Raw genomic sequence first — 10,058 nt, 5'->3', positions numbered from 1 at the left:
CACCCCCCAGGTCATGCCTTCGACAGGGGGACACAGTCATGCCGGGCCCGGAGGCCAGCGGCCCTCTTGCAGGACCGCGAAAAAGATAACGGGGGCGGCTTGGGCACGCGGGCGAAGCCGGTCCGGTAGGCGAGGGCGACGAGCTGGCCACGGTGGTGAGCGCCGACCTTGTGCATGATGCGCTGGACGAAGGTGCGGACCGTCAGCGGGCTGACGTACAGGCGCTCGGCGATTTCTTCGTTGGTGAGCCCCTCGGCGGCGCAGAGCAGGACTTCCTGTTCGCGGGGGGTGAGGCTCTCCAGCTCGCGCGGGGTGACGTGAGGTCGTTCGGGGCTGGAGCCGGCGAGGGAGCGGGTGACCACGGCGTGGGTGGCCAGCGGGGAGAGCACCATGTCGCCGGCCGCGACGGTGCGGATGGCGGCGAGGAACTCGGCGGGGCCGACGCCTTTGCCGAGGAAGCCGCTGCCGCCCGCTCGCAGGGCCCGCGTGATGCAGTCGTCGGTCTCGAAGGTGGTCAGGATGAGGACGCGGGTGCCGTGGAGCCGGGGGTCGGAGGTGATCTGCGCGGCGGCGGACAGGCCGTCCTGGTGGGGCATGCGGATGTCCATGACCACGACGTCAGGTGCGGTGCTGCGGGTCAGCTGTACGGCCTGGTCGCCGTCGGCCGCGGTGGCGACGACTTCAAGGTCGTCGGTGGCGTCGATGAGGACCTGGAAGGTTGCGGCGAGGAGCGCTTGGTCGTCGGCGAGCACGTGAGGGTGGGAAGCTCGGCCCTCACCTCGAATCCGGTCTCATCGCGGGGGTGGGCGTGCAGGTGTCCGCCGACGGCGTGGGCCCGCTCACGCATGCCGATCAGGCCGTATCCGGCGGCGCCGCGGACCTCTGCGGGCGGGCCGTCGTCGGTGACCGTCAGGGTCAGCAGGCTGACGGTGTAGTGCAGGTGGACGGCGGCCATGGTGGTCAGGGCGTGCTTGGAGACGTTGGTGAGTGCTTCTTGCGTGATGCGGTAGGCGGTGAGGTCGACGCCGGGTGACAGCCGCTGTGCGGCGCCGTCCTGGGTGAGGGTGACGGTGAGGCCGACTTGGTCGAACGAGGCGATCAGCTGCGGCAGTTGCATCAGGCCGGGGGCGGGCTCGGTCGAATGGCCGTGGGGTTCGTCGCGTTCGCGCAGCAGGCCCACGGTCGCTTTCAGTTCGCCTCGTGACCTTGTCCGTCATGACACCCACCCACCCAAAAATCTATCGGTGATAGATTCCTTTCCAGAGTCTTCTATCAGCGATAGATTGTCAACGTGACCAAGTTGAACCGTCAGACCGTCGTCACTGAGGCGCTGGATCTGCTCGACGAAGTGGGCCTGGAAACCGTGAGCACCAGACGGCTGGCCAAACGCCTCGGCGTCGAGCAGCCGTCGCTCTACTACCACTTCCGGACCAAGAAGGATCTCCTGGCGGCCATGGCGGAGGCCGCCATGGCCCCGCACGCCACCGCGCCGCTCCCGTCACCGGAGGACGACTGGCGCGAGTGGTTCCTGGAGAACTCGCGCAGCTTCCGGCGCACGCTGCTGCAGCGCCGCGACGGTGCACGCCTTCACGCCGGCAGCATCCCGACCGGCGACCTCGACCGGATCCGCCGCAAGATGGCCTTCCTCGTCACCTCCGGCGTGCCCGAGAAAGACGCGCAGATGGCGATGCTCGCCGCCAGCCGCTTCACCGTCGGCTGCGTGCTGGAGGAACAGGCGGACACGGATTCACCAGGCGGCGAGGACCTGCCGGACGACGTCCCCGCGCTCGATCATGAGGCGGCATTCGAGGCGGGCCTCGCGCTCATCCTCGGCGGCCTTGAGCAGCACATCGCGACGCGCGGGGCGACGGCCCGCCCAGAACCGACACGCTGACCGCCGCCGGCGCGGTCCGCGTCAGGACAGCGCACGCCGAGAGCGTTGCTCGAATCGCGTCAGGCGCCCCGGATAACCCCGCAGCCCCCACAGCGCCGCCGCCATGAGCGCCACACCACGGCGACCGCCGGCAGCCGGCTGCCGAGGGGCCCGGTGAGCAGGGCCATCACCAGCGGGGGCAGCGCGTGCACGAGCAGTCCCCGCCAGCGCAGCTCCTCCCCGGCAGCACCTGGGCGGCCAGCGCTCCGGCCAGACCGATCAGCACGTACACCGCGACGCTCGCACACAGCAGCCGGCGCACGCTCGGCGGCAGCGCTTCATGCCGGTGCTCCACGGACGCGCCGAGCCCGGCCGCCGGCGCGACGAGAGCGCCGTTGGTCACGCCGGCCTACAGGTGGGGTCAGCACAGGATCCAGCCGGAACTCACCGAGCCGCGGGCCACCGAACCCTTCACCCACACACAGCGGTGCCCGGCGTGCACGGTGACCGGGCCCGCCCGGTGGGCGTAGCGGCCCCTGTCCACCACCGGGCGGTTGCCGCGCGCCTGCACGCTGACCGACATCATGCGCTTGATGCCGGGCCGCTTCGGGAGGGTGACCGCGCAGACGTAGCCGTTGCGCCTGTAGACCTGCACGGCGCCGGTGGAGAAGGGCAGGGTCTTCACCTTGCGTCCGGCGCAGAGTCCGTCCGACGCCGCCAGCGCGCCACCGGGCGTCGCGAAGGCGAGCACCCCGGAGGCGGCCAGCACGGCCACGCCGAGCGCCAGCCGCCTGCGCATCGCACCACTGCCCACTGTCGTCCCTCCCCTGTCCCGGCCGTGAACGTACTGATGTACGGACGCACGACAAGCGTCGGATGGTTGCCTGACCCGTACCCGTCACAAAGCCAAACAGCGACACCGAGCCACCCGGCGATACCCCCCGAGCAACGGCCCGTCGAACACGGATGGCGGTCCGAAACGGCAGGCAGGACGGCGACGGGCCCGTTGGACGACTGTGGCGGCGCGAATACGACGGCAACGCACCCGGACAGCAGCGGCGGCCCGTCAGACGGCGAAAGCCCCGCCGGACCGCTGCGGCGGGCCGAATACGACGGCAGCGCACCCGGGCGGTGACAGCCCGGCAGGCGGCGGCAGGCCCCGCGGGCCACAGCCGCGCACCCGCCGTCCGCGAGGCGGCGGTGGGCCCGGCGGGGGGCGTGGGGTGGGGTGGGGTCAGCCGGGTATGCCTATCGGTTCCTCTGGTTCGGACTGGCCGATGAAGGTCCGCCACAGGTCGGCGTACCGTCCGCCGCGTGCCAGCAGTTCCTCGTGGGTGCCGTCCTCGGCGACTCGGCCGTGGTCCATCAGGACGACCCGGTCGGCGCGCGCGGCGGTGGTGAGCCGGTGGGCGACGACGAGCGTGGTACGGCGGCCCGCGAGCCGGTCGGTTGCCTGGTTGACCTGGGCCTCGGTGGCCAGGTCGAGGGCGGCCGTGGCCTCGTCGAGCAGCAGCACATCGGGGTCGACCAGTTCCGCACGGGCGAGCGCGATCAGCTGCCGCTGGCCGGCGGAGAGGTTGCGCCCGCGCTCGGCGACCTCGTGCAGATAGCCGCCGCCGAGCCGGGCGATCATGTCGTGCGCGCCGACCGCACGGGCCGCGGCCTCCACCTCGGCGTCGGTGGCGTCGGGACGGCCGTAGGCGATGGCGTCGCGCACGGTCCCCTGGAAGAGGTACGCCTCCTGCGGGACGACACCCAGGCGGTGGCGGTACGCGGACAGGTCGAGGGCGCGCAGGTCGGTGCCGTCGACCGTGACCCGGCCGCTGGTGGGGTCGTAGAACCGGGCCACCAGCTTGACCAGGGTCGACTTGCCGGCCCCGGTCTCGCCGACGAACGCGACGGTCTGCCCGGCGGGTATCCGCAGGTCGATCCCGGTGAGGGCCGCCTCGCCCGGCGTGCCCGGCCCGTCGGTGCGGTATGCGAAGTGCACGTCCTCGAAGGCGATGTCCCCGCGCAGCGACAGCACGTCGAGCGGCGCGGCGGCGGACTCGGTGGATGTCGGCTCGCGCAGCAGCTCCTGGATGCGGCCGAGGGAGACGGACGCCTGCTGGTAGCCGTCGAAGACCTGGGAGAGCTGCTGCACGGGGGCGAAGAACAGGTCGATGTAGAGGAGGTAGGCGACCAGGGCGCCGGTGGTCAGGGTGGCCGCCCCGATCCGGCCCGCGCCCGCGATCAGTACGGCCGCCGCGGCGACCGAGGCCAGCAGCTGGACGAAGGGGAAGTACACGGAGATCAGCCACTGGCCGCGGATGCGGGCACCGCGGTAGCTGTCGCTGCGCCCCGCGAATCGGCGAGCGCCGTCCCGTTCCCGCCGGAAGGCCTGCACGATGCGCAGCCCGGACACCGACTCCTGGAGGTCGGCGTTGACCACCGACACCCGCTCGCGGGCCAGTTCGTACGCCTTCACGCTGGCCCGGCGGAAGAACACGGTGGCGAGGACGAGCGGCGGCAGCGTGGCGAAGACGATCAGCGCGAGCTGTACGTCGATCACCAGCAGGACGACCATGATGCCGAAGAAGGTGACGACGGAGACGAACGCGGTGACCAGGCCGGTCTGCAGGAACGTGGACAGCGCGTCCACGTCCGTGGTCATCCGGGTCATGATGCGGCCGGTCAGCTCCCGCTCGTAGTAGTCGAGTCCGAGCCGCTGGAGCTGCGCGAAGATCTTCAGACGCAGGGAGTACAGGACGCGTTCACCGGTGCGCCCGGTCATCCGGGTCTCGCCGATCTGCGCCGCCCACTGCACGAGGACCGCGGCCAGGGCGAGCAGCGAGGCCGCCCAGACGGCGCCGAGCGCCATCCGGCTGACGCCCTGGTCGATGCCGTGCCGGATGAGGATCGGCAGCAGCAGGCCCATGCCCGCGTCGACGGCGACGAGCAGCAGGCTGACGAGGAGGGGGAGGCCGAAGCCGCGCAGCAGGCGCCGCAGGCCGTACGACTGCTCGGGCCGGACGGCGTGCGCCTCGTCGATGTCGGGGGTGTCGGTCGCCGGGGGCAGCGCCTCGACCTGGGCGAGCAGTTCGGGGGTGGCCGGGGTGCCCGCGAGGGCTGTGTCCTTGGGGTCCTTGGGGTCCTTGGGGTCCTTCGGTTCGCGGTCCCCGCTCCACAGATGCGGGGTCACGCCGCGTTCCGCGTCGAACTCGGCGTCCAGCTCCTCGCGGACCGAGGTGTCCTCGCGGAGTGCGGCGGGCCGGGCGTGTCCCGGGGAGACGCCGCCGAGTTCGTCGGGGTCGGTGAGCAGGCGGCGGTAGAGGGCGGACCGCTCCTGGAGTTCGTCGTGGGTGCCGATGTCGGCGAGCCGGCCGGCGTCGAGGACGGCGATGCGGTCGGCGAGGCCGAGGGTGGAGCGGCGGTGGGCGATGAGCAGGGTGGTCCGGCCCGTCATGACCTGCTTCAGCGCCTCGTGGATCTCGTGCTCGACCCGGGCGTCCACGGCGGAGGTGGCGTCGTCGAGGACCAGCAGCCGCGGGTCGGTGAGCAGGGCGCGGGCCAGGGCGATGCGCTGGCGCTGGCCGCCGGAGAGGGTGAGGCCGTGTTCGCCGACCTCGGTGTCGTAGCCGTCGGGCAGTTCGGCGATGAAGCGGTCCGCCTGGGCGGCGCGGGCGGCCTTCTCGATCTCTTCGAAGGTGGCGTCCGGGCGGCCGTAGGCGATGTTGGCGCGCACGCTGTCGGAGAAGAGGAAGGAGTCCTCGGGGACGAGGCCGATCGCGGCCCGCAGGGAGTCGTAGGTCAGCTCGCGCACGTCGTGGCCGGCGATCAGGACGGCGCCGTGGGTGACGTCGTAGAAGCGCGGCAGCAGCAGGGAGACCGTCGACTTGCCGGAGCCGGAGGAACCGACCACGGCCAGGGTCTCGCCCGGCCGGATCTCGAAGCTCAGTCCTTGCAGGACCGGGTGCCGCGGGTCGTAGCCGAAGGAGACGTCGTCGAACTCGACGGTCGCGGGGGCCTCGGCGGGCAGGGTCTTGGTGCCCTCGCGCAGGCTCGGCTCGGTGTCGATCAGCTCCAGGACGCGCTCGGTGCCGGCGCGGGCCTGCTGGCCGACGGTGAGCACCATGGCGAGCATGCGGACCGGGCCGACCAGCTGGGCGAGGTAGGTGGAGAACGCGACGAACGTGCCGAGGGTGATGTGACCGCGTACGGCGAGCCAGCCGCCGAGGGCCAGCATGGCGACCTGGCCGAGGGCCGGGACGGCCTGGAGGGCGGGCGTGTACCTGCTGTTCAGCAGGATGGTGCGCAGCCGCCCTGCGAACAGCCGGCGGCCGACTTCGCGCAGCTTGCCGGTCTCCTGCTCCTCCTGGCCGAAGCCCTTCACCACGCGTACGCCGGTGACGGCGCCGTCGACGACGCCCGCGACGGCGGCGGCCTGGGCCTGCGCGTACCAGGTGGCGGGGTGCAGCCGGGAGCGGCTGCGCCGGGCGATCCAGCCGAGGGCGGGGGCCACGGCGAGGGCGATCAGGGTCAGCGGCAGCGACAGCCAGGCCATGACGGCCAGGGAGACCACGAAGAGCAGGACGTTCCCGATGGTCATCGGGAGCATGAAGAGCAGGCCCTGGATCAGCTGGAGGTCACTGGTGGCGCGGCCGACCACCTGGCCGGTGGACAGCTCGTCCTGGCGGCGGCCGTCGAGCCGGGTGATCGTCTCGTACATCTCGGTGCGCAGGTCGTGCTGGACGTCGAGGGCGAGCCGGCCGCCGTAGTAGCGGCGTATGTAGGTGGAGACGTAGACCAGCAGGGCGGCGCCGATCAGGGTGCCGGCCCAGGGGGCCATGGGGCGGCTGTGGTCGCCGATCACATCGTCGATGATCACCTTGGTGACCAGCGGGACCAGCGCCATGACCGCCATGCCCGCGAGGGAGGAGCCGAGCGCGAGGACGACGTCCTTGGGGTAACGCCAGGCGTACCCGGCCAGCCGTCCGGCCCATCCCCGTTCCACTGCCACGCCGCCGCCTCCCACAAGTCCCGATCGTCCGCAACACACCAACACCTCCCCCACCGGATTTCATCCCCCCGCAACAAACCACTCCGTTGGGTTCGGCCGATTTCGAGTACGGGATGTTGAGAGTGCCGGGGTCGAAGGCGCGGCCGGTTCGGAGGCGCGAGGGGTTGAGGGTGCCGGGAGGGGCGGGGGTTGCAGCCGGTTAGCGGGTGCGGGGATTGGTGGGCGTGGTGGTGGGTTGCAGCCGGTTAGAAAACGGGAGGGGGTGGGTCCGGGAGGGCGGGGGTTGCAGCCGACTCGGAGACGCGAAGGGCTGGGCGTGCCGGGTGGGGCGCGGGTCGCGGCCGGTTCGGAGGTGTGGGGGTGTGGCTCGGCGCCGGCCGGGTGTAGATGCGGCGAGTTGCCTGGGGGCGCCGGTTACCGGGTTCGGCGGGCTCCCGGGGGCGGCCGGTTACGGGAGCGGCGGCCGGGTCGGTTGGGGAGCGGCCAGGCGTGCACGCACCTGCGCAGGGGAGGGCGCGGGCGGGCGTCCCGTCCGCAGGGGCGCGGTGAGGTGCCCCGCCGTACTACCCGCGACGGACTCGCCCATGCGCAGGGGAGCGCGCGGGCGGGCCCCATGCGCAGGGGAGGGCGCGGGCGGGCGTCCCGTCCGCAGGGGCGCGGTGAGGTGCCCCGCCGTACTCCCCGCGACGGACTCGCCCAGGCGCTGTCCGGACCACATGACGACACCCGGTGCACAGTGCTTGGACCGCCCCGGGCGGGTGAGCGGCGCCGACCGCCCCGCGCGGTCCAAGCCGACGAGCAGGACCGGCCGGCCGGTGCGTCGCCGACCGGCCGGTCCACCGATGTGTTCGGCGAGGGGAGGTGAGGAGTGGAGCAACAGCGCCGGTGCGAGGTCCGCAGGGCGGTCGGAGGGACGGCGTAGGCGGGAGGCCCGCGGCCGGACGTGGCAGCCGGCGGCGGCCAGCGCCACGATGCCCAGCAGCGGCAGCGCCGTGAGCAGCGGGGGCAGAGGGTGCATCGGCCGCGCAGCGCCATCAGCTCGTCGGACAGACCGCACTCGGTGAAGGGGCCGGCCGCCCCGCGCACCTCAGGCAGACAAACCCACCCCCCACCCGAGCCGAAGCCCGGGTCGGCCGGGTCGTGTCGCCGCGCCCCGCGGACAGAGCCGGCCGGGATCGCGACGTGGGTCAGATGCGGACGCGTAGGTGGTAGAAGCGGGTTGTCTGGGCTGGGTTCTGGTTGTCGTCGCTGACCAGGACGACCTTCAGGCGGCCCCGGTCGCGGCCCGTGATCGCCATGCCCTCGATGTTGTCGAGGAGGGGGTTGGGCTGGGGCTGCTTGGCGGTGGCGCCCAGGGACGGGCAGTCGACGAGGTCCGCCAGCAGGGTCTTCTTGATGGGCCGTACGCCCTTCTGGCCGGTCAGGTTCTCGACGCCGCCGGTGTCGGTGGCGTGCCGCGGGTCGGCCAGGTAGAGGCGGACGGTGTTGCCGACGCCTGCGGTGAAGCCGCGTTCCAGGACGAGCAGCCGGCCGTCGGGGGTCGCCTGGACCTCGGGGACGCCGAGACCCGGGTCGGTGCGGTAGGCGTACTGGGCGGAGAGCCGGAAGTGGCCGCCCTTCGTCCGCTGCCAGGTCTGGAAGCGGACGGTGTCGGCGGCGTCGCCGGAGAGCGGGCCCTCCATGGCCGCGAGCAGGGTGCGCCCGCCGGGCAGCAGGGTCAGGCCCTCGAAGGTCAGGTTGTTCGTGGCGCGGCCCGCGGGGGCGACCAGCAGGGCGGACGGCACGGGCAGCCGGTCGAGGATCCGGCCGTCGCGTGAGTAGCGGCGTACGGAGGGCTCGGTCTCGGAGCTGACCAGCCGGGTCCCGTCGCGGTCCACGACCAGGCCCTCGGAGTCGAGCTGGGCGCCCTTCTCGTCGGCGAGCGGGACGACCGACGTCGGCCGGAGGGTCTTCGCGTCGAGACCGAAGAGCGCGGAGCGGTCGGAGAGGGCGGCGAGGGAGCCGTCGCGGTCCACGGCGAGCGCGGAGAAGTTGCCGACGAAGGTGCCCTCGTACGTCGTCTTGTCGAGCGCGTCGGAGAAGCGGTCGACGGAGACGGCGGGCGAGCAGGCGTTGTCCCGTGCGGGGGCCGCCCCCGCGGTCCCCGCGGCGGTGAGGCAGGTGGCCGCCGCCAGCGCGGCGGTGAAGGTGGCGAGTGCGGTTCTCATGCGCATGGGCGTCACCGTAGGGCAGCTCGGTGACGCCGTGGGGTCCGCGCAGTGAAGGCTCAGCTTCCGGCCGCGGCGAGGTCCTTGTGGATGGCCTTGGCCACGCCCTGGATGGTGCTGATGCCGTAGTTCATCGTGCTGTTGCCGTGGGTCAGCACGGTGATCATGTAGTCGTGCCCACGGCCGTCGAACGTGCCGACGCTGTGCACCCGCCAGCCGTGCGTGGAGCGCTGCAGCCAGCCGTTCTTGACGTGCACGGAGACACCGGAGGGCGCGCCGTACGGGGTGCCCCAGCGCTGCGACGAGACGACCTGTCCCATCAGTTTGCGGATGTAGGCGCGGGAGTTGTCGCTGAGCACCGCGTTCTTGGCGGTGACGAGTTTGAGCAGCTTCTGCTCGTCGGTCACGGTGATCTGGGTCAGGCCCCAGTAGCCGTTCGCGCCCGGCTTGGTCTGCGTCATCTTGGCGGCGGCCAGGAAGCCCTTGATCTTCGTCGGGCCCAGCTGTTTCCACAGCTTGCTGGTCGCGTCGTTGTCCGATTTGGTGATCATGGCCTTGGTGAGGGTGACCTCGCGGTCGGTCAGATAGCGATTGTGCTTCTTCGCGTCCCACAGCAGCGTGGCGAGGACGGTGACCTTGACGACGCTGGCCGAGTCGTAGGCGGTGGAGGGGCGCAGGGTGCAGGTCGTCTTGGAGGTGCGGTCGTAGAGGCCGACGGCGACGGTGCCCTTGCGGGTCGCGAGGGCGGCCGTGATGTCCTTCTTCAGCTTGGCGGCGAGGCCCGCCTTGGCGGACGTGCAGCTGACCGAGGGCGCGGTCGCTGCGGACGCCGGAGCGGCGATGACGATGCCCGGCACGAGCACCGCGGCACCGACGCCCGCGGTCAGTACCGCGGCGCGTCTGGATATCCGATGAGTCATGTACCTGTTGACTCACGACTTCGAACAAATGGTTGTACACACCGGCCCACCCGTAGGGC

At 72.1% G+C, this 10,058-nt stretch carries 8 protein-coding genes; 1 reads left to right on the top strand and 7 read right to left on the bottom strand.

Features of this window, described 5'->3' with window-relative positions:
* Positions 1–11: 11 nt before the first annotated feature.
* Both ACFYTE_RS34505 and ACFYTE_RS34500 read right to left on the bottom strand, forming a co-directional pair.
* Entirely contained in the window at positions 12–752 is a 741-nt protein-coding gene (locus tag ACFYTE_RS34505) for a response regulator (RefSeq protein ID WP_388719137.1), read from the bottom strand.
* Complete coding sequence (locus ACFYTE_RS34500; protein WP_388719135.1) at positions 638–1,180, bottom strand: sensor histidine kinase; 543 nt, start codon at positions 1,178–1,180, stop codon at positions 638–640. The genes ACFYTE_RS34505 and ACFYTE_RS34500 overlap by 115 nt, the downstream gene beginning before the upstream one ends.
* 111 nt (positions 1,181–1,291) lie before the next feature.
* Between ACFYTE_RS34500 and ACFYTE_RS34495 the strand changes: the two genes are divergently transcribed.
* The gene (locus tag ACFYTE_RS34495) at positions 1,292–1,894 is read left to right on the top strand and encodes a TetR/AcrR family transcriptional regulator C-terminal domain-containing protein (RefSeq protein WP_388719133.1); all 603 of its coding nucleotides are present in this window, start codon (positions 1,292–1,294) and stop codon (positions 1,892–1,894) included.
* Positions 1,895–2,060: 166 nt separating this feature from the next.
* On the opposite strand, the gene ACFYTE_RS34490 is transcribed toward ACFYTE_RS34495, so the two are convergent.
* From ACFYTE_RS34490 to ACFYTE_RS34470, 5 genes are all read right to left on the bottom strand, one after another.
* Positions 2,061–2,276 (bottom strand): hypothetical protein, encoded by a 216-nt coding sequence (locus tag ACFYTE_RS34490; protein WP_388719131.1) that lies wholly within the window; start codon positions 2,274–2,276, stop codon positions 2,061–2,063.
* Positions 2,277–2,294: 18 nt separating this feature from the next.
* A complete protein-coding gene (locus ACFYTE_RS34485) occupies positions 2,295–2,687 on the bottom strand; it encodes a hypothetical protein (RefSeq protein ID WP_388719129.1) in 393 nt (130 codons plus the stop codon).
* 420 nt (positions 2,688–3,107) lie between these two features.
* A complete protein-coding gene (locus tag ACFYTE_RS34480; protein ID WP_388719127.1) occupies positions 3,108–6,872 on the bottom strand; it encodes an ABC transporter ATP-binding protein in 3,765 nt (1,254 codons plus the stop codon).
* Between the two features lie 1,187 nt (positions 6,873–8,059).
* A complete protein-coding gene (locus ACFYTE_RS34475) occupies positions 8,060–9,085 on the bottom strand; it encodes an esterase-like activity of phytase family protein (protein WP_388719125.1) in 1,026 nt (341 codons plus the stop codon).
* Positions 9,086–9,138: 53 nt separating this feature from the next.
* The gene (locus ACFYTE_RS34470) at positions 9,139–9,999 is read right to left on the bottom strand and encodes a serine hydrolase (protein WP_388719123.1); all 861 of its coding nucleotides are present in this window, start codon (positions 9,997–9,999) and stop codon (positions 9,139–9,141) included.
* Between the last annotated feature and the right edge of the window lie 59 nt (positions 10,000–10,058).

This window comes from Streptomyces sp. NPDC004629 (assembly GCF_042873595.1).
In the GTDB taxonomy this organism is placed as follows: Bacteria; Actinomycetota; Actinomycetes; order Streptomycetales; family Streptomycetaceae; genus Streptomyces.
This window is presented reverse-complemented; position numbering and strand designations above follow the sequence as displayed.

Coding starts and splice junctions, on each gene's coding strand:
- ACFYTE_RS34475 (WP_388719125.1), bottom strand. CDS start 9,085: ATGCGCATGAGAACCGCACTCGCCACCTTCACCGCCGCGCTGGCGGCG.
- ACFYTE_RS34470 (WP_388719123.1), bottom strand. CDS start 9,999: ATGACTCATCGGATATCCAGACGCGCCGCGGTACTGACCGCGGGCGTC.